Consider the following 22,638-nt stretch of genomic DNA (forward strand, 5'->3'; position numbering starts at 1 on the left):
GCCGTGCTGTCCCGATCAGACGATCAGGTTGTAGATGCCCCAGCCACCACCGACGCGGACGCGGGTGGCGTACGGGTTGGGGTAACCGTTCGTGTTCTTGTAGAACCACAGGTCGCCGGCGGCATCCCGGGCGATCAGGTCAGGCTTGCCGTCGAGGTCGAGGTCGCTCGGGCCGACCATGACGTTGTAGGTGTTCCAGCCGCCGCCGACCTGGCCACGGGTGGCGAACGGGTTCGGGGAGGCGCCCGTGTTCTTGTACAGCCACAGCACGCCGGTCTTGTCGCGGGCGATCAGGTCCGGCTTGCCGTCCCCGGTCATGTCACCGGTGCTGATCAGCTCGTTGTAGACGTTCCAGCCGCCGCCGACCCGGACCCGGGTGGCGAACGGGTTCGGGGAGGCGCCCGTGTTCTTGTACAGCCACAGCACGCCGGTCTTGTCGCGGGCGATCAGGTCCGGCCGGCCGTCGGCGTTCATGTCGCGAGCGCCGAGGAGCTTGTCGTAGATGTTCCAGCCGGCGCCGACCCGAAGGCGGCTCGCGAACGGCGCGGAGGGGTTGCCGCTGCCCCGGTAGTACCAGAGCACGCCGTCCTTGTCCCGGGCGACGGCGTCACCGGTGCCGTCGGCACGGAACGCGGTCATCGGGGTGATCGTGTTGTACGCGCCCCAGCCGGGGCCGACCCGGTACCGGTTCAGGAACGCGCCCTTGCCGGTGCCCTGGTACTGCCAGAGGACACCGGAGGCGTCCCGGGCGAGGACGTTGTAGCGGTTGGTGGCGCTGACCGGGGCCTTGGTCGCGACCTCCTTGACGTCTGCGGCCTTCACCCATGCCAGGCGGTGGTTGTAGCGGATCGGGATGAAGACGTTGGTCTTGCCGGCGACCCGGGTGCCGTCGACGTTGAACGCGCTGGAGTAGTAGTCGCCCACCACGGCGTCCCCGGCCTTGGTGTACAGCTGGCCGGCCGGGAGGCTGTACCGCGTCAGCGACGCGTTGTTGCTGCTCTGGATCGGGACACCGGTTCCGGCGTACGCGGCGTCCTCGGGGTAGGCGCGGCCGTAGATCGGGATCGAGGCGGCGCCGTCCTTGGCGGTGATCGCCGTCTTCGCAGCCACGGGGGCCGTGTACTGGCCGCCGGGGTTGTAGAACCAGGCCTTCTTGCCGCCGTACCAGATGGCGGTCCAGTCGGTCCGCGACTCGGCGACGACGTGGCTGCTGCCGGCCGTCACCTTGTTCGCCCAGTTGGAACCCCACTGCCAGCCCGCCGTGAAGTACGGGTCGGTCAGCGCCTTGGTCTGGTCGGCCACGGGCTCCGAGTAGAGGTAGCCGAAGTTGACCGGCAGCGCGACGGTGGTCTTGGTGACGTCCTGGTCACCAACCCTCTCCGTGTACTTCATCTGCTGCTGGTTGGCCGAGGTGAACGGCGGGACGATCTTGACGAGCTGCCCGGCCTGGAGGAGGCCGCCCGCGCCACCGGCGCCGGTGGGGGCGCCGAGCAGCTTCATGAAGTGGTTCCAGTCCCAGAACGGGCCCGCGTCCCAATGGTCCTGGATCTTGTCGTCCAGGATGCTCGGCACCTCGTCGTGGCCGATGATGTGCTCGCGGTCCAGCGGGATGGAGAACTTGGCGGCCAGGTACTTCACGAGGGCCGCGGAGGACTCGTACTCCGGCTCGGTGTACCAGCCGGCGTCGCCCTTGATGGCGTAGCCCTCGTGCTCGACGCCGATCGAGTGCATGTTCAGCGTCTTGTTGCCCGCGTGGAACGCCTCGTTCTTGGTCTCGACCATCTGGGTCACGCGACCGTCGGCACGCACGATGTAGTGCGCGCTCGCCCACTTGCCCGGGGTCTGGAAGACGTTCACGGCAGCGTCGTGGCTGCCCTCGATGTCATGGATGACGATCTGGCGGATGTCGAAGCCACCGGTGCCGTTCGCGGTGCGGCTCGCGATGTTGTAGTTGCCGTCGTTCTCGGAGTACAAGGCGGGGGTGAAGGTACAGGCCACGGTGGTCGGGCACTCGGCCGTCGGGGTCGCGGTCGTGCTCGCGAAGCCCGCCGCCAGCGGTACGTTCGCCGGCTTGACCGGCTCCACCGACGGGTTCGCCGGCAGGACGACCTGCTCGCCGTCGGCCGTGAGCTCCTGCTCACCCGTCTTGATCGACTCGAAGACGCGCTGGGCGAAGAGGTCGGCGCCCTTGCGGTCGGACTGGCTGTAGCGGGCCACGGCCGGGTACCAGGCGCCCGGGTCGTCGGACAGCTCGGCACCGGCCTGCTTCTGGTACTCGGCGAGAAGTGCCGCACCGGCCCGGATCGAAGCGGCCGAGTCCTTCTGGACGGAGTCCGTCGAGCCGTCGATCAGCTCGGCGGCCTTGTCCAGGGTGTGCAGCTTCGGGTCGTCGGTGTCGACCGTCGTCTCGGGGACGGGCGCGAGCGCCTTCTTCTTGTCGATCTTCTTGTCGATCGACGGGTCGCCGGTGCCGTTCACGAGGTGATGGAGGAGGTCCTCGCTCGCGTCGGCCTCGATGTCCTCCGGGTCGACCTTCGTCAGCCCCATCACGTTGTACGCGCCGGTCGTGCTCGGCTGCCCGTCGTGCGACTCCCAGCGCGTCTGGCGGTACGACACCGCCATCAGCACGCTCTGCGGCACGTCGAACTCGCGCGCCGCGTTTGCGAACTGCGACTGGAGGGAAGAGTCCCCAGCGGCCGGCTTCGCGTCCGCCGCGCCGAGGAGGCCCGGCGAGGCGACCGCGAGGGTGCCGATCGTGGCCGTGGCGACGACCGCGGCCGCCGCTCCGTACATGAGTCGTTTCTTGTTGCGGTCCCTGCGGTGCCTCTGGGTCACGCCCACCCCTGTGAATCGACTGTCTACTTGTTAAACGGGCCAGAGGGTAACACCACCCGAAGGCGTGAAGATCGTCGACCGACATTTCGGGCGCGCGTCTCAGCCATTGGGCAGGGGGACGAGATCGGGCGAAGGACCCCGTAGTGTTGTGCGCGTGACCGTGAACGCTGATACCCACGCCGTCGCCAAGGCGACCTGGCGAGACCTGCCCGCGGCGCAGCAGCCGGAGTACCCCGATGCCGAGGCCCTGCGCGATGTGATCGCGGACCTCGAGTCGTATCCTCCGCTCGTTTTCGCCGGCGAGTGTGACCAGCTGCGTGCCCGGATGGGAGCCGTCGCCCGTGGCGAGGCGTTCCTGCTCCAGGGCGGCGACTGTGCCGAGGCGTTCGACGCCGTGTCCGCCGACCACATCCGGGCCAAGCTCAAGACGCTGCTCCAGATGAGCGCCGTCCTCACCTACGCCGCCTCCGTTCCCGTGGTGAAGGTCGGCCGCATCGCCGGCCAGTACTCGAAGCCCCGCTCCAAGGGGACCGAGACCCGTGACGGCGTGACCCTGCCGACGTACCGCGGCGACTCGGTCAACGGCTTCGGCTTCGACGAGAAGTCCCGCATCCCGGACCCCGAGCGCCTGAAGCGGATGTACAACGCCTCCGCCTCCACGCTCAACCTGGTGCGTGCCTTCACCACCGGTGGCTACGCCGACCTGCGCCAGGTGCACGCCTGGAACCAGGACTTCGTGAAGTCGTCCCCCTCGGGTCAGCGCTACGAGCAGCTGGCGCGGGAGATCGACAACGCGCTGAACTTCATGAAGGCCTGTGGCACCGACCCGGCCGAGTTCAAGGCCGTCGAGTTCTACGCCTCCCACGAGGCGCTGCTGCTCGACTACGAGGGCGCCCTGACCCGTACGGACTCGCGCACCGGCAAGCTGTACGACACCTCCGGCCACATGGTCTGGGTCGGCGAGCGCACCCGCCAGCTCGACCACGCCCACATCGAGTTCGCGGCGCGGATCGCGAACCCGATCGGCATCAAGCTGGGCCCGACCACCTCGGTGGACGAGGCGCTGACGTACATCGACCGGCTCGACCCGGACCGCGAGGCCGGCCGCCTGACCTTCATCGTCCGCATGGGCGCCGACAAGGTCCGCGACAAGCTCCCCGAGCTCGTCGAGAAGGTCACCGCCTCGGGCGCGGTCGTCGCCTGGGTCACCGACCCGATGCACGGCAACACCTTCGAGGCCGCCTCCGGCCACAAGACGCGCCGTTTCGACGACGTGCTCGACGAGGTCAAGGGCTTCTTCGAGGTCCACAAGGCGCTGGGCACCCACCCGGGCGGCATCCACGTCGAGCTCACCGGTGACGACGTCACCGAGTGCGTGGGCGGCGGCGACGAGATCTTCGTCGACGACCTGCACCAGCGCTACGAGACGGCCTGCGACCCGCGCCTCAACCGCAGCCAGTCGCTCGACCTGGCGTTCCTCGTCGCGGAGATGTACCGGGACCAGTGAGCGTGATCAGTACGTAGGTACCTACGACGATGGGGCGCGGATCCATGTGATCCGCGCCCCATCGTCGTATCCAGGGCTTTTGAGGCTCGGGACCGCCGGGTAAGGTTAGGTTAGCCTTATCGATCTCGGCGGGAGGTGAACCGCGTGTACGTCTGCTCATGCTTCGGTGTCACGGAGAAGCAGGTCAAGGACCACGCCGACGCGGGCGCCTGCACGCCCCGCCAGATCGCCTCGGCCTGCAAGGCCGGAACGGACTGCGGTTCCTGCGTCCGCCGCATCCAGGCCATCCTCGGGCGCGGCAACTGCCCGAGGCGCGAGCTTCTGAACCAGGGCATGCCCGCCCTGGCCTCTGACGCGGTCGAGCCCGAGGGGCTCTCCGAGGCCGCCTGAGCCGCCCGTACCTAGCTGGGCTGTTCGATCAGCGTCGAGATGTAGAGCGCCTCGCCCAGGGACTCGATCAGCTCCAGCTGCGTGTCCAGGTAGTCGATGTGGTGCTCCTCGTCGGCGAGGATCTCCTCGAAGAGGTTGGCGGACGTGACGTCCCCCTTGGCGCGCATGACCTCGATCCCGCGCTTGAGGCGGTCGATGGCCTCCACCTCGACCTGGCGGTCCGCCTGGAACATCTCGGTGATCGTCTGGCCGACCCGTACATGGAAGAGACGCTGGTAGTTGGGCAGGCCGTCGAGCATCAGAATGCGCTCGGTCAGCTTGTCCGCGTGCTTCATCTCGTCGATGGACTCTTCACGGGTGTACTTGGCGAGCTTCGTCCACCCCTTGTTGTCCTGGATGCGGTAGTGCAGCCAGTACTGGTTGATGGCCGTCAGTTCGCCGGTCAGCTGCTCGTTGAGGAACTCGAGGACCTCGGGGTCGCCCTGCATCGCAGAGGCTCCTTCCACTTCCACGTTGCGTGTCCGTACCGTCACTGGGCAGGATGGCCGCATCCTCGCACCCCGAATGGGGGGCGTCCAGTAAGTGCAGGCTTAGTGGGAGTTGCCCGAATCTCGGACGGGGGGAGGTTGGCTGGTCATGACCACCCCTCGCCGTCTGTCACCATGGATGACATGGGTCAGCCGGAGAGCGGAGAACGCCGGGAAGGGGAAGCGGGGGGGCCGGATCGTTCGCCGGACCTCCCGCCGGGTCAGCGGCTGCAGCGCGGCTGGCCGGTCACCCACTACGGCCCCGTCCCCAAGTTCAAGCCGGAGCGCTGGGAGTTCCGCGTCTTCGGTGCGACGGCGGACGGTGACAAGCGGTGCTGGAACCACGAGGAGTTCTCGGCCCTGCCGTTCTCCACGGTCGTGTCCGATCTGCATTGCGTGACGAAATTCAGCATGCTCGGGGCCGAATGGGGTGGGGTGCGCGCCCGGACCATCCTCGAACTGGCTCCGCCGGCGCCGCAGGTCACGCACGTGATGGTGTGGGCCGAGTACGGCTACAGCGCCAACATGCGGCTCTCCGACTTCGCCGCGGACCGCACGATCTTCGCCACGCACAAGGGCGGCGAGCTGCTCACCGCCGAGCACGGCTTCCCGCTGCGGCTCGTCGTCCCGCACCTGTACGCCTGGAAGGGGCCCAAGTGGGTCCGGGGCGTGGAGTACATGGCCGCCGACCGCCGCGGCTTCTGGGAGGAGCGCGGCTACCACAACCTCGGTGACCCGTGGACGGAGCAGCGCTACTCGTACCAGGAGGAACCGGGCGACGGCCCGGAGCTGTAGCGCTCCGGACCGTCCTGGGGCGTCTCCCGGTCCGTTCGGTCAGTGGTGGTACTGGTGGACCACCGCGTGGCCCTTGCCGCGGCCGATCATCCACTTGTTCACCGGCGTGGTGATCACGAACGCGGCGGCGAGCGCGATGGCGAGCACGATCCAGAAGAACGGCTCGTCGAGGTGCGCGTCCATGGCGCCCGGCCAGAGGGCGATGATGCCGTTGTCGATGATCTCCATGACCAGGATGGAGAGGGTGTCGGCGGCGAGCGCGACCTTGAAGGCCGTCTTGAAGTCGACGCCGGCGGACAGGATGCCGCGCAGGGTGAGCGCGTAGCCGAAGAAGAACGCCAGGATGATCGCGAGGATCATCGTCTGCAGGTTGCCCCAGCCGAGCGCCGTGCCGATGACCATGCCGAGGATCTCGCCGATGGCGCAGCCGGTGAGGCAGTGCAGCGTGGCCTTGGCGGCCATGGCCCAGGAGACCTCGCCGTCCGCGCGGTGGTGACCGTGGTGCTCGTGGTGGTCCTGGTGCTCGGCGTGGTCCTGGTGTGCAGCGTGGCTCTGGTGCTCGCTGTGGTCGTGATGCGTGTGCGCGTCGTGCTGCATGAGTGCCCCCCAAGGTCGGGTAGCGGTTCCTGCCGTTGCAAGAACCGTATACCCCCCTGGGGTATTCCTCAACAGGAAACCCGTGCCCCCGCTCAGTCGCGCAGCTTCTTCAGGAGTTCCACGTCGGCCACGTGTCCCTCCGTGCCGCCCGGGGTCTCGATGATCAGCGGCACCCCGTCCGTCGCCGGGTGGCGCAGCAGCGCGCGGAAGGCGTCCTCGCCGATGTGACCGGCGCCGATGTTGGCGTGGCGGTCCTTGTGGGCGCCCACGACGTCCTTCGAGTCGTTGGCGTGGATCAGCTTCAGCCGGCCCTCGCCGACGGTCGCCACCAGCTCGTCGAGCGTCCGTACCGCGCCGCCCGGCTCCGCGAGGTCGTGGCCCGCCGCGAAGATGTGGCAGGTGTCGAGGCAGATGCCGAGCCTGGGGTGGCGGTCGAGGGCGTCGAAGTACGGGCCGAAGTCCTCCGCGCGCGAGCAGAGGGAGAAGCCCTGGCCGGCCGTCGACTCCAGGAGGAGGTACGGGTCGTCCTCGTGCGTCAGCTCGTCGAGGAGCGGCAGCATCCGCTCCCGCACCTGCGCGAGGGCCACCTCGCGGGGGCGGCCCGCGGTCGCCGAGCCGGTGTGCACCACGACGCCCTTCGCGCCGATCTCGCGGCCCCGGCGCAGCGAGTGCCGCAGCGACTCGACCGACTTCTCCACGGTGGCCTCGGTGTGCGAGCCGAAGTTGATCAGATACGGGGCGTGGACCCAGGCCGAGATCGACCCGGCCTCGCACTCGGCCCGGAACCGCTCGTCCTGGGCCGGATTGCCGACCGGGGTGGCCCAGCCGCGCGGGTTGGCGACGAAGACCTGCACGGTCTCGGCGCCGAGCACGCGGGCGTAGGCGAGGCCGGTCGTGGCGAGGCCACCGGCCACGGGGACGTGACCGCCGACGGGGTTGCGCATGAGTCTCTAGAGTCCCTTGATCGTGATGGTGACGGTGGAGCCCTCGGGGGCGGTGGAGCCGCCCTCCACGGACTGGCTCGCGACCGTGTTGCCGAGGAAGGGGAAGGACTTCTTGACCTCCACCTCGAAGCCCGCGTCCTCCAGCGCCGTACGGGCGTCGTCCGTGGACTCGCCCGTGACGTCCGGGACCTCGACCAGCTTCGGCCCCTTGGAGACGGTGAGGGTGATCGTGTCGCCCTCGGCGGCCCGGCTGCCCTCGGCGAGGGACTGGGCGGCGACCGTGCCGGCGTCCTCCGGGGAGTTGATCCGCTCCGGCGCGACCCGCACGGTGAGGCCGGCCTCCTGGAGCGTGGCCGTGGCGTCGGCGACGGTCTCGCCGGTGGCGTCGGGCACGTCGATCGGCGAGCCCTTGCTGACCACCAGGGCGACGGCCGAGTCGGGGCGGCGCTCGGTGCCGGGCTCGGGGTCGGAGCCGATCACGGCGCCCTGGGCGACGGAGTCGCTGAACTCCCTGGTGATCACCCCGGGGGCCAGGCCCTCCTCCTTGAGGAGGCGCTTGGCCTCGGGGAGCGGCTTGTTCCTGAGGTTGGGCACCTTCACGATCTCGGGGCCGCGGGAGAGCGTCAGGACGACCGTGGCGTTGCCCCGGACGCGTTCGCCGGGGGCGGGGTCGACGGCCATGACCGCGCCGCGCTCGTACACGTCGCTGAAGGCACGTTTCGTCGTGCCGACGTCCAGGCCTGCGTCCTTGATCCGCTGTGTCGCGTTGGCCTCGGTCTGGCCGAGGACGGCCGGTACGCGGGTGAACTGGCCGGAATTGATGTACCAGACACCGGTGCCGAGGCCGAGCGCGAGCAGGACCCCGAGGACGATGAGGAGAGGGCCGCGGGGCGCGCGGAGACCACGCGCAGCGCGCCGGCGGGGGCCCGCCGGGGGAGCCTCCGGGGCGGGCAGCCGGTTCGTGTGCTCCACCTGCTGGACCTGCGGGAGGTCCGCCTCGGCCGGTACGGCGCGGGCGATCACGCTGGTCCGGTCGTCGGCGGTGTCCCGGGCCGCGGAGCGCGCCTGCGGCGGCACGGCGTCCAGCTGCTCGTCGGTGAGGACGGCGCGGGCCTCCCGGAGCAGGGCGAGCAGCGCGACGGCGTCGTACGGGCGGACCTCGGGGGTGCGGGCCGTGGCGGCCGCGACCAGCTCGTCCAGCTCCAGGGCGAGCCCGGGGACGGTGGCGGACGGAGCGGGCACGTCCGTGTGGAGGTGCTGGTAGAGGACCTGGGCGGGGGTGTCGCCCGCGTGGGGCTTGCCGCCGGTCAGCATCTCGTACAGCACGACGCCGCAGGCGTACACGTCGGCGCGGGTGTCGGCCGTGCCGTGCTCGATCTGCTCCGGTGCGAGGTACGAGACCGTGCCGAGGACCGAGCCGGTGGTGGCGGTCGCCGAGCCCACGGCCCGTACGAGACCGAAATCGGCCACCTTCACCCGGCCGTCGTCCCCTATCAGGACGTTCTCCGGCTTCATGTCGCGGTGCACGAATCCGGCCCGGTGCGCGGCGCCCAGCGCGGCGAGGACGGGCTCCAGGATGTCGAGCGCGGCGCGGGGCGCGAGGGCGCCGCGCTCGCGCAGGACGTCACGGAGGGTGCAGCCGGCGACGTACTCCATCGCCAGATAGACGTACGCGCCCTCGGCGCCCTGGTCGAAGACGCCGACCACGTTCGGGTGGTCGAGCCGGGCGACGGACTTCGCCTCGCGGATGAAGCGCTCGACGAAGGCGGCGTCCGTCGCGAGGGCGGGGTGCATCACCTTGAGCGCGAGGACGCGGTCGAGGCGGGTGTCGACGGCCCGGTAGACCGTGGCCATCCCGCCGACGGCGATGCGCGCGTCGACGCGGTAGCGGCCGTCGAGCAGCCGCCCGACGAGGGGGTCCTGAAGGGTCGTGTCCACGGCGTCGAGTCTACGAGCCGTGGACACGGCCCCCGCGCGGCTGCCCCGGTACTGCAGCGCAGCTGTGACGAGCGCCCCAGCAGGCCGTCTAGAACGCGGGGCGCTCCGGGTCCAGGTGCGGGCGGCCCTCCACGGGGGAGGACGCCTCCGCGAAGTGGCGGCGGGGAATGCGGCCCGCCCGGTGCGCGAGCCGGCCCGCCTCCACCGCGTGCCGCATCGCCGAGGCCATGAGCACCGGCTCCTGCGCCCGCGTCACCGCCGAGGCCAGCATCACCGCCGCGCACCCCAGCTCCATCGCGAGTGCCGCGTCCGATGCCGTGCCCGCCCCGGCGTCGAGGATCACCGGCACCCCCGCCCGCTCCGCGATCAGCTGGAAGTTGTGCGGGTTGCGGATGCCGAGCCCCGAGCCGATCGGGGAGCCGAGCGGCATGATCGCCGCGCACCCCACGTCCTCCAGCTTCCGCGCGAGGACCGGGTCGTCGTTCGTGTACGGCAGGACGGTGAAGCCCTCGTCGACCAGCGTCTCGGCCGCGTCGAGGAGCTCCACCCCGTCCGGCAGCAGCGTCCGCTCGTCGGCGACGACCTCCAGCTTGATCCAGTCGGTGCCGAGCGCCTCCCGGGCGAGCCGGGCGGTGAGGACCGCCTCGCCCGCCGTGAAACAGCCCGCCGTGTTGGGCAGGACCCGGATGCCGAGCCGCTCCAGGACGGAGAGGACCGAGCCCTGGACCGTCGGGTCGAGCCGCCGCATCGCGACGGTGGTCAGCTCGGTGCCGCTGGCGATCAGCGAGCGCTCCAGGACGTCGAGGCTCGGCGCGCCGCCGGTGCCCATGATCAGGCGCGAGGAGAACTCCGTACCGCCGAGGACGAACAGGTCGTCGGACATCGCGCTCAGCCTCCCTGCACCGCGGTCAGGACCTCCACCCGGTCGCCCTCGCCGAGCAGCGTCGCCGCCCACTCGCCGCGCGGGACGACCGTCTCGTTGACGGCCGCGGCCACCCCGGTCGGGGCCGTGCTCAGGGTCGAGACGAGGGCGTCGAGGGAGACGGGGCCGGTGAGCTCGCGGGGTTCTCCGTTCACGGACACGTTCATGCGGGAAGCTCCAGACGTACTGGGGAGAAACGGCGGGGGGTGAAGGCACGGGCCTCGTCGGGGAGGACGCCCGTGGTGAGCACCTCCGCCATGACGTCGCCGGTGACGGGGGTGAGCAGCACCCCGTTGCGGTAGTGGCCGGTGGCCAGGTGCAGGCCGGGCAGGATGCTGGGGCCGAGCAGCGGAGCGTTGTCCGGCGACGCGGGGCGCAGTCCGGCCAGCGTCTCGGTGAGCGGCAGCTCGGTGATGCCGGGGACGAGCTCGTGGGCGTCGCGCAGCAGCTCGTACACCCCGCCCGCCGTAACCGTGGTGTCCCAGCCGAGCTCTTCGCTGGTGGCGCCGACGACGAGCTCGCCGTTCTCGCGCGGCACGAGGTAGACGTGGCTGCCGCGGACGACGGCGCGGACGGTACGGGAGAGGAAGGGGGCGTACGGGGCGGGCACCCGCAGCCGCAGGACCTGGCCCTTCACGGGGCGGACCGGCGGCAGCACCTCGTCGGGCACGCCCGCGAGCCGCCCGCTCAGACTGCCCGCGGCGAGGACGACCTGGTCGGCCGTCAGCTCCTCGCCGCCGGCGAGGACGACCCCGCGCGCCCGGTCGCCCGCGACCGTCAGACGCTCCGCGAGGACGCGGTGGAAGACCACCCCGGCCCGCTCGCAGGCGACGAGGAGCGCGGCGGCCAGCCGGCGCGGGTCGACCTGGTGGTCGCCGTCCACGCGCAGCCCGCCGCGCACCCCGGGGGCGAGCATCGGTTCGAGGCGGCGGCACTCGCGCCCGCTGAGCCACTCCGAGGTGAGGCCGCAGCGGGTCTGGAGGGCGTGGAGTTCGCGCAGGTGGGCCCGGTCGTCGGCGTCGAGGGCGACGGCGAGGGTGCCGCAGGCGCGGTGGCCGACGTCGTGGCCGGTGGACTCCTCCAGCTCGGCGACGAAGGCGGGATAGCGGGCGGCGGAGGCGAGATTGAGCCCGAGCAGGGTCTCCTCGCCGTAGTGGAGTTCGGTGACGGCGGCGAGCATCCCGGCCGCGACCCGCGCGGCGCCGCCGCCCGGTTCCGGGTCGACCACGGTGGTGCGCAGCCCGCGCTGCGCGGCCCGCCAGGCCGTGACCAGGCCGATGATGCCGCCCCCGACCACGAGGACATCGGAAGAACGCATGGGCGTCCAGCCCCTCCCTTCGCCGGCATGACCCGGATCAGGTTCGTACGGTCGGAGGCCGCCCAGCCTCCCTCTCAGCCCGGTGCGTCCGGGCTCCCGCGAGTGCTTTACGCCCGCCAGACTAGCCGCAGCCCCGGTGCGGTCCCAGGCCCCTCCCTTCCTGACGGATCGTCAGATGCGTAAGGTGGTCGGGTGAGCGAGCAGAAGCAGGCCCAGCAGCAGGTCGTGATCGTCGGAGCCGGGATGGCGGGCGTGCAGACCGCCGTCGCCCTGCGCGAACTGGGCTTCACCGGCCCCGTGACCCTCATCGGGGCCGAGCCCCACCAGCCCTACGACCGGCCCCCGCTCTCCAAGGCGATCCTGCTCGGCAAGGCCGAGGACTCCGCCTTCGACGTCGACTTCGAGGCCCTCGACATCGAACTCCGCCTCGGCCTCGACGTCACCGGGCTCCGCGCCGCCGACCACGAGATCGACACCGAGGCCGGGCCCGTCCCGTACGGCGTCCTGGTCGTCGCCACCGGCGCCCACCCGATCACCCTGCCCGGCGCCGAGGGCGTCCCCGGCGTCCACCTCCTGCGCACCCTCGACGACGCCGTGCGCCTCGGCCCCGTCCTGGAGCGGCGCCACACCGTCGTGGTCGTCGGCGCGGGCTGGATCGGCGCCGAGTTCGCCACCGCCGCGCGCGAGGCGGGCTGCGCCGTCACCGTCGTCGAGGCGGCCGACCGCCCCCTCGCCGGGGCCCTGCCCGCCGAGGTCGCCGCCCCCATGGCCGGCTGGTACGGGGCGAGCGGCGCCGAACTCCTCACCCACGCGCGCGTGGACACCGTCCTGCCCGGCCGGGTCGTCCTCGCCGACGGCCGCGAGCTGCCCGCCGACGCCGTCGTCGTCGGCATCGGCGCCCGCCCCGCCACCGGCTGGCTCGCCGGCTCCGGCATCGCCCTCGACCCGAGCGGCGCCGTCACGGCCGACGAGCGGCTGCGCACCTCCCTGCCCGACGTGTACGCCGTCGGCGACTGCGCCTCCTACCCCTCCGCCCGCTACGGCGAGCGGCTCCTCGTCCACCACTGGGACAACGCGCTCCAGGGCCCGCGCACGGTCGCCGCGACGATCACCGGCGCCGCCACCGGACCGTACGACCCGGTGCCGTACTTCTGGTCCGAGCAGTTCGGCCGGTTCGTCCAGTACGCCGGGCACCACGCGGACGCCGACGAGCTCCTGTGGCGCGGCGACCCGGCGGACGCGACCTGGTCCGTGCTCTGGCTGCGCGCCGGGGTCCCGGTGGCCCTCCTCGCCGTCGGCCGCCCCCGCGACCTGGCCCAGGGCCGCAAGCTCATCGAGGCGGCCACCCCGGTCGACCCGGAGCGCGCCGCCGACCCGTCCGTCCCCCTGAAGGCGGCAGTCCGGTAGGGCCCGGGTACCGACTGTCGGTCCGGGATGGCAGGCTTGTCCCGTGACCGAGATTGACGTAAAGATCGATGCGCTCGTCCCCGCCTGGCTCTACGTGCCCGACATCGCGGAGATGCTCGATGTCGAGGTGACACGCGTGCGGCAGCTGATCAAGGAAGGTCAGCTCCTCGCCGTGCGCCGTGGAGAGAACAACGCCCTGCAGATCCCCGCCGCCTTCATCCAGGGCGACGCGATCGTCAAGGGCCTCGTCGGGCTCCTGACCGTCCTGCGGGACGACGGCTTCACCGACGAAGAGATGCTGGAGTGGCTCTTCACTCCGGACGAGAGCCTGCCGGGCACGCCCGCGCAGGCGCTCAACGAGAATCGCGGCACGGAGGTGAAGCGCCGCGCCCAGGCGCTCGCCCTCTGACGCCCGCACGTACCGAGGACACCACCAGCGGGTGTCGCGGCGACCGGCCCCTCGCGGGCCGGCCGCCGCGGCGCCGGCGACACCGACGGGGGGAACCCACCCATGCCCACGCCTCGTGAGCGGCTTGCCGACGCCCGGCTCTATCTGTGCACCGACGCCCGGAAGCGCCAGGGCGACCTGCCCGCCTTCCTCGACGCCGTGCTCTCCTCCGGCGTCGACATCGTGCAGCTCCGCGACAAGGGCATGGAGGCCGGCGAGGAGCTGGAGCACCTCGCCGTCTTCGCCGAGGCCGCCCGCCGGCACGGCAAGCTCCTCGCGGTGAACGACCGGGCCGACGTCGCCCACGCCATCGGCTCCGACGTGCTCCACCTCGGCCAGGGCGACCTGCCCGTGCCCGCCGCCCGCGCGATCCTCGGCGGCGGTGACGACGTGCTGATCGGCCGCTCCTGCCACGCCGAGTCCGAGGCGGCCGCGGCCGCCGTCGAACCGGGCGTGGACTACTTCTGCACCGGGCCCTGCTGGCCCACCCCCACCAAGCCCGGGCGGTACGCGCCGGGGCTCGACCTCGTGCGGTACGCGGCCGGTCTGGCGCAGAACCGCCCCTGGTTCGCCATCGGCGGCATCGACGAGACCAACCTCGACGAGGTCCTGGACGCGGGCGCCCGCCGGATCGTCGTCGTCCGCGCGATCACCGAGGCAGAGGACCCGGCGGCCGCGACCGCCGCCCTCGCCAAGCGGGTCCGGGAGCGCGCGGGAGCCTGAGCGGATCCCGGGCCGTGGGCCGCGGGGCGCCCAGGACGGCGTCCCGCGAGAATGTCCGAAAAATTGTCCACAACGCGGACGCCGTCTACGCGGGTCCTCGTCCCCCGTCTAACCTGCCCGTATGGCCCTAGGTACCGCTTCCGTCCGATCGGACCGCGCACGCACGGTCCGCGAGATCCTCGCCGCCGGCGACACGTCGTACTCCTTCGAGTTCTACGCGCCGCGGACCGCGAAGGGCGAGCAGGTCCTCTGGAACGCGATGCGCCGCGTCGAGGCGGTCGGCCCCAGCTTCGTCTCCGTGACCTACGGCGCCGGCGGCACCACCCGGGGCGGCACGGTCAAGGCCACCCAGAAGATCGCCTCCGACAGCACGCTGACCCCCGTCGCGCACCTCACCGCGGTCGACCACTCCGTCGCCGAACTGCGCAACATCCTCGGCCAGTACGCCGACGCCGGCATCCGCAACATGCTCGCCGTCCGCGGCGACCCGCCGGGCGACCCGCTGGGCGAGTGGGTCGAGCACCCCGAGGGAGTCCGGTACGCCGCCGACCTCGTCCGGCTCATCAAGGAGTCGGGCGACTTCTGCGTCGGCGTCGCGGCCTTCCCCGAGATGCACCCCCGCTCCACCGACTGGGACACGGACATCCGGCACTTCGTGGACAAGTGCCGGGCCGGCGCCGACTACGCGATCACCCAGATGTTCTTCGACCCGGAGAACTATCTGCGGCTGCGCGACAGCGTGGCGAAGGCGGGCTGCGAGACCCCGATCATCCCCGAGGTCATGCCCGTCGTGAACGTGAAGACCCTCGACCGGCTGCCCCAGCTGAGCAACGCCGCCTTCCCGGCGAATGTGAAAGACCGCATCCTCGCCGTCAAGGACGATCCCGCCGCTGTACGCTCCATTGGCATCGAGTTCGCGACGGAGTTCTGCGCGCGTCTGCTCTCCGAGGGTGTCCCCGGACTGCACTTCATCACGCTGAACAGCTCCACCGCGACGCTCGAGATCTACGAGAATCTCGGACTGCACCAGCAGTCGTGACCGGTCGTACCCGCCCCGACCCGCGGCGGTGACCGTGGAGAGGGGCGGCGGGGCATGGGGTGGACGGTCCTCTATATCGCATTCGGCGTGGTGGCGTTGTGGCTGCTGGGGGAGGTGCTCCTCCAGTACAAAGCGCGGCTGCGATGGCGATTGCTGGCCTTCACCGGCTTCCTCGGCGTGGTCCTGGGCGTCCTGCTGCCCTCGGTGGTGGTGATCATCGCGGGCGCGGTCGCCTTCGCCGTCGGCCAGACCTATGTGACGCTCTCCTTCCGCCGCGGCTTCTCCACCGGCTGGGCGATCGGCGGGAACCCGGGCGCGAGCCGTCGCCGCAAGGCGGGCAGCCAGGAGCAGGCCGGGCCCACGCTGGAGGTCACCGAGGTCTCGTACGACGCCGTCGACGCCTACGCCACGGCGGACGGCCACGGCCACGGCCACACCTATGACGACTCCGCCCCCGTCACCGCCGCCGAGACGACCGCGGTCTACGAGCCCCAGCCGCTGCCGGACGAGACCGGCCAGTACGGGGTCTACGACGCGGGTCACCAGAGCACCGGCCACCACGGCACCGGCCACCAGGAGACCGGCCACCACGGCACCGGCCACCAGGACGGCGGCCAGGACACGGGGTACGGCACGGGGTACGCGCCGCAGCAGCCCGCCTACGACCCGTACGCCCCGGCGTACGAGCAGCAGCAGCCGGCCTACGACTACGGTGCGCCCGCCGGGCAGCAGCAGTACGCCGCCTACTCCGACCCGTACATCGGCCCGGGCACGGACGGCCAGCAGTACGGCTCGTACTACGGCGACTCCTACGCCCCCTCGTACACCTACGACACCCCGCCCGGCGGCGTCTGGGTCCCGCAGCAGCGCGACACCGAACAGCCCCCGCAGCAGGCGGCGCCGCAGCCGCAGAGCCCGTACGGCTACGAGCAGTACCCGGACGAGCAGCAGCAGTACCGCTACTGAGCGGGGACGGGCGCGGACGGCCCCGCGGGGCCGCTACTGCGAGCCGCGGAAGTCCGCGCCCTCCACGATCAGCCCCGCCACCAGCGCGCCGGACATGCCCGCGTGGGCGAGCCCGCCGCCCGGGTGGGACCAGCCGCCCGCGAACCAGAGCCCCGGCAGCGGGGAGCGGTTCGCGGCCGGGAGCAGCCGCCCGCGCCCGCCGGCGAGCGCGGGCCCCGGAACCTCAACGGACCCGGTGTCCCGTCGTACGTCCTCCGGGGTGCGGACGTGCCGCCACAGCAGCCGCTCCCGCAGCCCCGGCACCGCCTCGGCGGCCGCCTCGACCATCCGGTCGGCGAAGGCCTCCCAGTCCCGCCCGTCGTGCCCGTCCTGACCGTCGTGCCCGTCCTGCCCGTCCCGCTCCGGGGACGTGCGGACGGTCGCCGTGACCGTCACCGACTCGTGCTCCGCGTCGGGCCGCAGCGCCGGGTCGTCCGGCCGCAGCACCGTCACGGTCGGCCGCTCGCCGGCCGCGTGCACGACCGTGCGGTGGACCGCCGCCGGCTCCCGGGGCCCGCGCAGGGCCAGACAGACCGTCACCCGGCTCGTCCAGGTCGTCTGGTAGTGCGGCCAGTCGTCGCCGTCGCCCCACTCCACGACGTGCTCGTGGTAGAGCGCGGGCACCGGGGCCCCGGAGACCACGTGGTCCGCCTCGACCGTCTCGCCCCCGGCCAGCCGGACGCCGACCGCCCGGCCGTCCTTCTCCAGGACGTCCTCGACGGGCGTGTCGAAGACGAACTCCACGCGCCGCTTCCGGCACCGCTCGTGGACCGCGTCGGCGAGCGCCCGCAGGCCCCCGCCCACGTACCAACTGCCGAAGGTCTGCTCCATGTACGGCAGGACGGCGGCCGCGGCCGGGGCGGTCGCCGGGTCGAAGCCGTACGACCACGCGTACGCGTCGAGGAGGGCGGCGAGCCGGGGATCGCCCAGCTCCCGCGCCCCGACCTGGGCGAGCGTCGTCGTCGGGCGCCGCAGCAGACCGGCCTTGAGCGCCGGGTACGGCTCCCGGGCCAGCGGCGCCGGATCGGTCGGCTGCGGCTCCTCCAGGAGCGGGCGCCGGGTCCGGTCCCAGGCCTCGCGGGCCCGCACCAGGAAGTCGCCCCAGCGTGCCCCCGCGCCCGCGCCGAGCGCCGCGTCCAGGGCGGCGACCGTGCCGGCCCGGGAGGCGTTCGGCAGGTCGACGCGCGTGCCGTCGGCGAAGACGTGACGGCTCGCCGGATCGACCTGGCTCAGCGCGACGCACTCCTCCAGGGGCTCCTTGCCCGTCTTCACGAACAGGTCGCGGTAGACGGCGGGCAGATGCAGCAGCCCCGGGCCGGTGTCGAAGGCGAAGCCCTCGCGCGCGAAGCGGCCGACCGCCCCGCCGTACGTCGCCGTCCGCTCGTACACCGTCACCCGGTGGCCCGCCACGGCCAGTCGGGCCGCCGTCGCCATGGCGCCGAGTCCCGCGCCGATCACCACAATCCGTGCCATGTCAGCGACCCTATCCGGCAGGTCGGACACCGCTCAGAAGTGGTCGGACTCGTCCGGTGGCGGCAGGGTCCTGGCCCGTCTCTCCGCGGTCGCGAGGTGGTTCTCCTCGCGGCGCTGGGACCTGCGGCGCAGGAAGCGCCGGATCCGCTGGGCGAGGAAGAACAGTATGGCCAGGCCGAGGGCGAGCAGCACGGCCGCGATGGTCGCCGCCGCTATGGGGTGGAAGACCGCGAAGGTGACGATCGCGGCCACCCCGAGGTCCTCCGCCAGGCTCAGCGCGACGTTGGAGAACGGTTCCGGCGTGGTGTTGACCGCCATCCTCGTCCCGGCCTTGACGAAGTGGCTCAGGAGGGCCGTCGTGCCGCCGACCGCGCCCGCCGCGAGCTCCGGGATCGAACCGTTCTGACCGGCCAGCAGGGCGCCGACCACGGCCCCCGCGATCGGCCGGATCACGGTGTGGACGGAGTCCCAGGCCGAGTCGACGTACGGAATCTTGTCCGCCACCGCCTCGCACAGGAACAGCACGCCCGCGACGACGAGGACATCGGTGCGCTGCAAGGACTCGGGCACCTCGTCGGTCAGCCCGGTCGCGCCGAAGATGCCGAACAGCAGGACCACCGCGTACGCGTTGATCCCGCTCGCCCAGCCGCTGGTGAACACCAGGGGAAGTACCGACACGCCCGCGATCGTAACCAGGACTGAGTATCCGTACCTAGAGGTCGAGATGAGTAGGTACGCGGATGGGATCCGACCCGCGCGGAAGGGAGAGTGGTGACCACGGAAGGGGCGCGGCTCCGGCACCGCCGGCACGGGGCTGCGGAACGGGGCCGCGCGCCTGCCGACTCCGGGGCACGGGGGATGTGCCACGGGGGTGCACGGGGGTGCACGCGAAGAGGAAGGCCGGTGCGGCGGGGCTCGGGGGGATCGAGCCTTGCCGCACCGGCCTTTTCGCGTGGTGGGGGAGAGCGGTTCGGGTGTATCGCGGGGCCGGGATCGTCCCGCGCTACCGGCCGCCGACCCGGCCGTGCAGCAGGCGTGAGAGCGCCGCGTGCACGTCGTCGAGCGAACGCTCGCTCTGGAAGGCCTGCCAGTCGAGCGCCGCCACGAGCACCATCCCGACCAGCGCCGCCGCCGTCAGCTGGACGTCGATGTCCTCGCTCAGCTCACCGGCCGCGACGCCCTCCCGCAGGACCCCCTCGACCACCGCGACGGCCTCCTGGCGGACCACCAGGAGCGTCGAGTTCCAGGCCCTGTTGGTGCGCCAGAGCTCGGCCACGTACAGCTGTGTGAAGGCCGGGTAGCGGTCGATGAAGACGAGCCCCGCCCGGATCATCGCGTCCAGCGCGTCGACCCGGCTCCCGCCGCGCTCGTCGGTCTCCTCCGCTGCCGCCCGCAGCGAGGCGGTGAGCAGGGAGACCCCGTGGCGCAGCAGCTCCTCGAAGAGCTCGGTCTTGCTCTTGAAGTTGTAGTAGACCGTGCCCTTGGCCACCCCGGCCCGCTCGGCGATCTCGTCCACCGTCGTCGCGGAGAAGCCCTGCTCCGCGATGAGGGTGACGGCCGCCTCGTAGAGCTTCGCGCGCGTGGCCTGGCGTCGGGTGCTGCTGCTGTCCATGGGGTCGATTCTCACAGGTGTCGCGGGTGTCACCGGCCCTGTCTCACAGGGTCAGCTCGGGGTGGAGCCGGTCGAGCGTCCAGACCTGCCGCTTGCGGGCGGAGACGGCGGTCAGGGCCAGGGCGCCCAGGGTGAACGCGGTCAGCACCGCGCAGGCCTGCCACACCGGTTCGATCCCGCCGCCCGTGATCAGCCGGCGCAGCGCCTCGACCACGTAGGTCATCGGCAGGAAGGGGTGGATCGCGTTGAAGAAGCCCGGGCTGGTCTGGACGGGATACGTACCGCCTGCCGAGGTCAGCTGGAGCATCAGCACCGCGAGCACGAGGATCCGGCCCGCCGCACCGAAGCGGGCGTTGAGCCACTGGATGATCGCGGCGAAGCAGCACGTGACCAGGGCGAGGAAGCCGACCGTGCCGGCGGCCCTGGTCATCTGGAGGCCGAGGCCCCAGTGCAGGACCGACATGAGGGCGCCGACCTGGAGGATGCCGATCGCCGCCACCGGCAGCCAGCCCGCCAGCGCGATCCGCCAGGCGGAGCCGCCGGCGGCGAGGGCGCGGCGGTTCAGCGGCTGGATGATCATGTACGCGACCATGGCGCCGACCCAGAGGGAGAGCGGGATGAAGTACGGGGCGAAGCCGGTGCCGTAGTTGGGCGCCTTGTGCAGCGACTGCGAGGCCAGCTGTACCGGGTCGGCCATGACCTCCGTACGCCGGTCGCGGTCCTTCTCGTCGTAGTCGGGGATCTGCTTGACGCCGTCGTGCAGACCGACCGCCAGCGTGCCGGAGCCGTCGGCCAGCTTGAACAGACCGCCGTCGAGCTCGCCCGCGCCCTTCTTGAGCTTGCCCACGCCGGTGTCGAGGTCGGCCGACCCGGTCTTGGCGCCGCTGATGCCGGTGTGCAGCCGGTCCGCGCCCTCGGCGACCTTCTTGGCGCCCGCGTTGAGGTCGTTGATCTTCTTGATGGCGCCCTCGACGTCCTCGTCGAGGTGCGGGGCGCGGACGGCCAGCTCGTCGGCCTGCGTCTTGAGCTTCGCGAGCCGCGCGTCCAGGGTCTTGAGGTCGCCGGTGCTGTCCTTGGTCAGGGTGTGCACGTCGTCGGCGATGGTGGCCACGTCGTTCGCGGAGACCGTGGCCTTCTTGAGCACCCCGCACACCCGGGCGTCGGGCTCCGGGTTCTTCTCGCACTCGTCACGGTGGAGGGCGGCGAGCCCGTCGTCGGCCGCGTGCGCGGCGGCCCGGACGACCGGGGCGCGCTTGACGAGGTCGTCGAGGTTGTTGCGGACGGCCACGATGGAGTCCGAGGCGAGGCGGGCGCTGTCGCGGATCGACCGGCCGTTGTTCGCCAGGTACGGGCGGACCTTGTCGGCGGTGCCGTTCACCTTGTCGGCGAGCTCCTGCGTGCCCTTCGCGACCTTGCGGGAGCCGCTCTCCAGGTCCTTGGCGCCCTTGTCGAGCTTCTTCAGGCCGGCGGCCAGGTCGCCGCTGCCCTCCTTGGCGTCCTTGAGCCCGTTGGCCAGGTCCTTGGAGCCCTTCTTCGCCTTGTCCACACCGTCCTTCAGGTCGTCCGCGCCCTTGGCGGCCTTCGCGGTCGCCTCGTGGATGTCGGAGAAGGAGATGAAGATCTTGTCGAGGAAGGTGCGCGAGGACTTGGTCGAGGCCGCCGTGCGGACCTCGGAGAAGACCGTGCGGGAGATCTGGCCGACGATGTAGTTGTTGGCGTCGTTCGTCCGGACCCGGAGGGCGCCGGTCGCGGGGGAGTCGCCCGAGCTGGAGGCGATCCGCGAGCTGAAGTCGCCGGGCATCGTCAGGGACAGGTAGTACGTCCCGTCCTCGACGCCCTTGCGCGCCTCGGCGTCGCTCACCCGGTGCCACGCGAAGGTGTTGCTCTCCAGGAGCCCCTCGGTGATGTCGTCGCCGGCGTTGATCGTCTTGCCGTCGGCGGTGGCGCCCCGGTCCTCGTTGACGAGGGCGACGGGGATCTTGTCGAGCCTGCTGTACGGGTCCCAGAACGAGTACAGGTACAGGGCGCCGTAGAGCAGGGGCAGCAGCAGGATCGCGACGAGCGCGGCGCGCGGCAGCTTGCCCCTGCCGAAGCGCTTCAGCTCAAGCGCGGCGAGTTTCGGCGAGCGCATCGGTCGCCCCCTCCTCGATGTCGTCCTGGGTGTCGCCGACGGCGACGGCGTCTTCGGTGGCGGGCTCGGCCGCCCCGGGCTCGGGCTCCGGCTCGGACCTGGACTCGGGGTCCGGCTCCGGCTTGGGCTCGGACTCGGGGGCCGGCTCCGGCTCGGGATTCGGCTCTGCGGTCTCGTCCGGCTCCGCGGTCTCGTCCCGCGTCGCGTCCCCGGAGACCGTCGTGATCCGCTGGGCGTCGGCCGGGGCCTCGGCACAGACGGCGAGGACGGTCGTCCCGGCCTCGGCCACCGAGCGCAGCAGCGCCCAGGCCTCGGCCCGGTCGGCGTCCGAGAGCTTGAGGTCCGTGTCGTCCAGGGCGAGCAGCCGGGGCCGGCCGATCAGGGCCAGGGCGACCGAGAGCCGCAGCGCTTCGAGCCGCTCCAGATCCCGTACGGAGGTCCGCTCGCCCTTCGGCAGGGCGGCGAGGTCGAGACCGGAGGCGGCGACGGCCTCGTCGATCCGGGCCCGGGCCTCGGCGGCCCGCTCGGCGGGGCGCCGCAGGAACGCCCGGACGGAACCGTCGAAGCGGCGCTGGAGCAGGGCCCGCTCGCGCAGGTGCTCGGCGACCGTGAAGGCCGGGTCCAGTTCGCTCACGCCGGGCACGTGGCCGAGCGCGCTGAACCGGCGCACCGCGCCCAGCTTGCGGGGGAGTCCCACCCCGCCGACCTCGGCGTGCCCCTCCGTGGCCTTCATGCGGCCGGTGAGGGCGAGCAGGAGGCACGTACGGCCGGAGCCGGACGGACCCTCGATCGCCACCAGCGCGCCCGGCTCGGCCCGGAAGGAGACCTCCCGGAAGGCCCAGCCGCGCGGCCCCTTCAGTCCGAAGCCGTCCGCGACGACGGCGGCGCCGTGCGGCTGCTCCTCTGTCTCCGCTCCCACGGGCCCACCCCCCATTTCCCCATTTTGAACTGACTGGTCAGTGCAAAAGTTACCCCTGGGTAGTGGATCAGGCAAAAGCCCAGGTCAGACGCATTGTCAGTGGGGCCC

21 protein-coding genes and 1 riboswitch are annotated in these 22,638 nt (G+C 71.9%); of the genes, 8 read left to right on the forward strand and 13 right to left on the reverse strand.

Going from position 1 to position 22,638, the window contains the following annotated elements:
• Positions 1-15 precede the first annotated feature (15 nt).
• On the reverse strand, positions 16-2,835 hold the full coding sequence (locus tag ACZ6K0_RS30085) for an N-acetylmuramoyl-L-alanine amidase (RefSeq protein ID WP_469228344.1): 2,820 nt from the start codon (positions 2,833-2,835) through the stop codon (positions 16-18).
• Between the two features lie 154 nt (positions 2,836-2,989).
• Here ACZ6K0_RS30085 and ACZ6K0_RS30090 point away from each other — a divergent pair, with 154 nt between their 5' ends.
• On the forward strand, positions 2,990-4,342 hold the full coding sequence (locus tag ACZ6K0_RS30090) for a class II 3-deoxy-7-phosphoheptulonate synthase (RefSeq protein ID WP_376395473.1): 1,353 nt from the start codon (positions 2,990-2,992) through the stop codon (positions 4,340-4,342).
• A 135-nt stretch (positions 4,343-4,477) separates the two neighbouring features.
• Positions 4,478-4,732, forward strand: a complete 255-nt coding sequence (locus ACZ6K0_RS30095) for a (2Fe-2S)-binding protein (RefSeq protein WP_376395470.1) — start codon at positions 4,478-4,480, stop codon at positions 4,730-4,732.
• Between the two features lie 11 nt (positions 4,733-4,743).
• Here the strand turns inward: ACZ6K0_RS30095 and bfr are convergent, their stop codons facing one another.
• On the reverse strand, positions 4,744-5,220 hold the full coding sequence (gene bfr / locus ACZ6K0_RS30100) for a bacterioferritin (RefSeq protein WP_043223049.1): 477 nt from the start codon (positions 5,218-5,220) through the stop codon (positions 4,744-4,746).
• Positions 5,221-5,403: 183 nt separating this feature from the next.
• Between bfr and ACZ6K0_RS30105 the strand changes: the two genes are divergently transcribed.
• A complete protein-coding gene (locus ACZ6K0_RS30105; protein ID WP_469228341.1) occupies positions 5,404-6,054 on the forward strand; it encodes a sulfite oxidase-like oxidoreductase in 651 nt (216 codons plus the stop codon).
• A 39-nt stretch (positions 6,055-6,093) separates the two neighbouring features.
• On the opposite strand, the gene ACZ6K0_RS30110 is transcribed toward ACZ6K0_RS30105, so the two are convergent.
• From ACZ6K0_RS30110 to thiO, 6 genes are all read right to left on the reverse strand, one after another.
• Entirely contained in the window at positions 6,094-6,651 is a 558-nt protein-coding gene (locus ACZ6K0_RS30110) for a DUF4396 domain-containing protein (RefSeq protein ID WP_469228339.1), read from the reverse strand.
• A gap of 92 nt (positions 6,652-6,743) precedes the next feature.
• Positions 6,744-7,595 (reverse strand): deoxyribonuclease IV, encoded by an 852-nt coding sequence (locus tag ACZ6K0_RS30115; protein ID WP_469228337.1) that lies wholly within the window; start codon positions 7,593-7,595, stop codon positions 6,744-6,746.
• Positions 7,596-7,601: 6 nt separating this feature from the next.
• Positions 7,602-9,533, reverse strand: a complete 1,932-nt coding sequence (gene pknB / locus ACZ6K0_RS30120) for a Stk1 family PASTA domain-containing Ser/Thr kinase (protein ID WP_376395457.1) — start codon at positions 9,531-9,533, stop codon at positions 7,602-7,604.
• An 88-nt stretch (positions 9,534-9,621) separates the two neighbouring features.
• Complete coding sequence (locus tag ACZ6K0_RS30125; RefSeq protein WP_376395454.1) at positions 9,622-10,416, reverse strand: thiazole synthase; 795 nt, start codon at positions 10,414-10,416, stop codon at positions 9,622-9,624.
• Positions 10,417-10,421: 5 nt separating this feature from the next.
• Entirely contained in the window at positions 10,422-10,622 is a 201-nt protein-coding gene (thiS, locus tag ACZ6K0_RS30130) for a sulfur carrier protein ThiS (protein ID WP_376395451.1), read from the reverse strand.
• Positions 10,619-11,773 carry a glycine oxidase ThiO gene (thiO, locus tag ACZ6K0_RS30135; protein WP_376395447.1) on the reverse strand — a complete coding sequence of 385 codons (1,155 nt, stop codon included), beginning with the start codon at positions 11,771-11,773 and terminating at the stop codon, positions 10,619-10,621. Before thiO ends, thiS begins: the two co-directional genes overlap by 4 nt.
• A riboswitch (TPP riboswitch) is annotated at positions 11,771-11,883 on the reverse strand. (Overlaps the previous gene by 3 nt.)
• Positions 11,884-12,016: 133 nt before the next feature.
• Here thiO and ACZ6K0_RS30140 point away from each other — a divergent pair.
• From ACZ6K0_RS30140 to ACZ6K0_RS30160, 5 genes are all read left to right on the forward strand, one after another.
• Positions 12,017-13,180, forward strand: a complete 1,164-nt coding sequence (locus ACZ6K0_RS30140; protein WP_469228829.1) for an NAD(P)/FAD-dependent oxidoreductase — start codon at positions 12,017-12,019, stop codon at positions 13,178-13,180.
• 43 nt (positions 13,181-13,223) lie between these two features.
• Complete coding sequence (locus ACZ6K0_RS30145) at positions 13,224-13,589, forward strand: Rv2175c family DNA-binding protein (protein WP_376395444.1); 366 nt, start codon at positions 13,224-13,226, stop codon at positions 13,587-13,589.
• A gap of 102 nt (positions 13,590-13,691) precedes the next feature.
• Positions 13,692-14,351 carry a thiamine phosphate synthase gene (gene thiE, locus ACZ6K0_RS30150; protein WP_376395441.1) on the forward strand — a complete coding sequence of 220 codons (660 nt, stop codon included), beginning with the start codon at positions 13,692-13,694 and terminating at the stop codon, positions 14,349-14,351.
• A gap of 121 nt (positions 14,352-14,472) precedes the next feature.
• A complete protein-coding gene (metF, locus tag ACZ6K0_RS30155; RefSeq protein ID WP_469228333.1) occupies positions 14,473-15,390 on the forward strand; it encodes a methylenetetrahydrofolate reductase [NAD(P)H] in 918 nt (305 codons plus the stop codon).
• Between the two features lie 54 nt (positions 15,391-15,444).
• Positions 15,445-16,356: a hypothetical protein gene (locus ACZ6K0_RS30160; RefSeq protein ID WP_469228332.1), complete on the forward strand. Its 912-nt coding sequence runs from the start codon at positions 15,445-15,447 to the stop codon at positions 16,354-16,356.
• Positions 16,357-16,389: 33 nt separating this feature from the next.
• Here ACZ6K0_RS30160 and ACZ6K0_RS30165 read toward each other — a convergent pair whose 3' ends face one another.
• The 5 genes from ACZ6K0_RS30165 to ACZ6K0_RS30185 form a co-directional block, all read right to left on the reverse strand.
• Positions 16,390-17,868 (reverse strand): phytoene desaturase family protein, encoded by a 1,479-nt coding sequence (locus tag ACZ6K0_RS30165; RefSeq protein WP_469228330.1) that lies wholly within the window; start codon positions 17,866-17,868, stop codon positions 16,390-16,392.
• A gap of 33 nt (positions 17,869-17,901) precedes the next feature.
• The gene (locus ACZ6K0_RS30170) at positions 17,902-18,546 is read right to left on the reverse strand and encodes a DUF4126 domain-containing protein (RefSeq protein WP_376395429.1); all 645 of its coding nucleotides are present in this window, start codon (positions 18,544-18,546) and stop codon (positions 17,902-17,904) included.
• A 325-nt stretch (positions 18,547-18,871) separates the two neighbouring features.
• The gene (locus ACZ6K0_RS30175) at positions 18,872-19,480 is read right to left on the reverse strand and encodes a TetR/AcrR family transcriptional regulator (RefSeq protein WP_189506061.1); all 609 of its coding nucleotides are present in this window, start codon (positions 19,478-19,480) and stop codon (positions 18,872-18,874) included.
• Positions 19,481-19,523: 43 nt separating this feature from the next.
• Positions 19,524-21,611: a YhgE/Pip family protein gene (locus ACZ6K0_RS30180; protein ID WP_376395425.1), complete on the reverse strand. Its 2,088-nt coding sequence runs from the start codon at positions 21,609-21,611 to the stop codon at positions 19,524-19,526.
• Positions 21,583-22,530, reverse strand: a complete 948-nt coding sequence (locus ACZ6K0_RS30185; protein ID WP_469228327.1) for an ATP-binding cassette domain-containing protein — start codon at positions 22,528-22,530, stop codon at positions 21,583-21,585. Before ACZ6K0_RS30185 ends, ACZ6K0_RS30180 begins: the two co-directional genes overlap by 29 nt.
• Positions 22,531-22,638: the final 108 nt, after the last annotated feature.

This window comes from Streptomyces sp. NPDC042346 (genome assembly GCF_055581845.1).

Coding starts and splice junctions, on each gene's coding strand:
- bfr (WP_043223049.1), bottom strand. CDS start 5,220: ATGCAGGGCGACCCCGAGGTCCTCGAGTTCCTCAACGAGCAGCTGACC.
- metF (WP_469228333.1), top strand. CDS start 14,473: ATGGCCCTAGGTACCGCTTCCGTCCGATCGGACCGCGCACGCACGGTC.
- ACZ6K0_RS30175 (WP_189506061.1), bottom strand. CDS start 19,480: ATGGACAGCAGCAGCACCCGACGCCAGGCCACGCGCGCGAAGCTCTAC.
- ACZ6K0_RS30180 (WP_376395425.1), bottom strand. CDS start 21,611: ATGCGCTCGCCGAAACTCGCCGCGCTTGAGCTGAAGCGCTTCGGCAGG.
- thiO (WP_376395447.1), bottom strand. CDS start 11,773: ATGCGTTCTTCCGATGTCCTCGTGGTCGGGGGCGGCATCATCGGCCTG.
- ACZ6K0_RS30140 (WP_469228829.1), top strand. CDS start 12,017: ATGGCGGGCGTGCAGACCGCCGTCGCCCTGCGCGAACTGGGCTTCACC.
- thiS (WP_376395451.1), bottom strand. CDS start 10,622: ATGAACGTGTCCGTGAACGGAGAACCCCGCGAGCTCACCGGCCCCGTC.
- ACZ6K0_RS30110 (WP_469228339.1), bottom strand. CDS start 6,651: ATGCAGCACGACGCGCACACGCATCACGACCACAGCGAGCACCAGAGC.
- ACZ6K0_RS30125 (WP_376395454.1), bottom strand. CDS start 10,416: ATGTCCGACGACCTGTTCGTCCTCGGCGGTACGGAGTTCTCCTCGCGC.
- ACZ6K0_RS30160 (WP_469228332.1), top strand. CDS start 15,445: ATGGGGTGGACGGTCCTCTATATCGCATTCGGCGTGGTGGCGTTGTGG.
- ACZ6K0_RS30115 (WP_469228337.1), bottom strand. CDS start 7,595: ATGCGCAACCCCGTCGGCGGTCACGTCCCCGTGGCCGGTGGCCTCGCC.
- thiE (WP_376395441.1), top strand. CDS start 13,692: ATGCCCACGCCTCGTGAGCGGCTTGCCGACGCCCGGCTCTATCTGTGC.
- ACZ6K0_RS30165 (WP_469228330.1), bottom strand. CDS start 17,868: ATGGCACGGATTGTGGTGATCGGCGCGGGACTCGGCGCCATGGCGACG.
- ACZ6K0_RS30105 (WP_469228341.1), top strand. CDS start 5,404: ATGGGTCAGCCGGAGAGCGGAGAACGCCGGGAAGGGGAAGCGGGGGGG.